We start from the raw sequence: 429 nt of genomic DNA, 5'->3' as shown, positions 1-429 counted from the left end.
TAGAGGTGGGCTCGGGAAGGGGGAAAGCTGACTGCTCCGTGCCTGGCTTGCATGAGAGACTCTTTGCGTTGGGTGCATGTACGCACACGGAACGTTATTGGCGTAGATGCGGTTCACTTGCTCATTGGACCTCGCGCCACGATTTCCACCGCGGCCCTGGGCGGCTCTGTCCTCTGACAAACGATCTCGACCGTTTGCCGAGTAATCCTGACCGCTCGCAGTTCCCTGGCGCTCACGGCAGTGCTGACCAATCCTTTTGACCTGAAGTAGTCCATCCTCACCGGCACAAAGGCCGCTACTCCATCTTCGATGTCAATCCGTCCAATTTCGCTGTCACAGGACAGCCGGTCTTCGCAGATTAAGTCGTCTCGCCTACGGTCGCCTTCATGAGCGGCGACGGCGTAGTGGTGGATGAGGCGGTCCGTGCGG

1 protein-coding gene is annotated in these 429 nt (G+C 59.0%); it reads right to left on the bottom strand.

What is annotated here, in order from left to right; genetic code table 11:
- Positions 1-113: 113 nt before the first annotated feature.
- A partial coding sequence (locus KM933_RS38820; RefSeq protein WP_221362407.1) for a hypothetical protein occupies positions 114-429 on the bottom strand: 316 nt, incomplete at its 5' end.

The sequence above is a fragment of the Streptomyces beigongshangae genome, assembly GCF_019710745.1.
GTDB lineage: Bacteria > Actinomycetota > Actinomycetes > Streptomycetales > Streptomycetaceae > Streptomyces > Streptomyces beigongshangae.
This window is presented reverse-complemented; position numbering and strand designations above follow the sequence as displayed.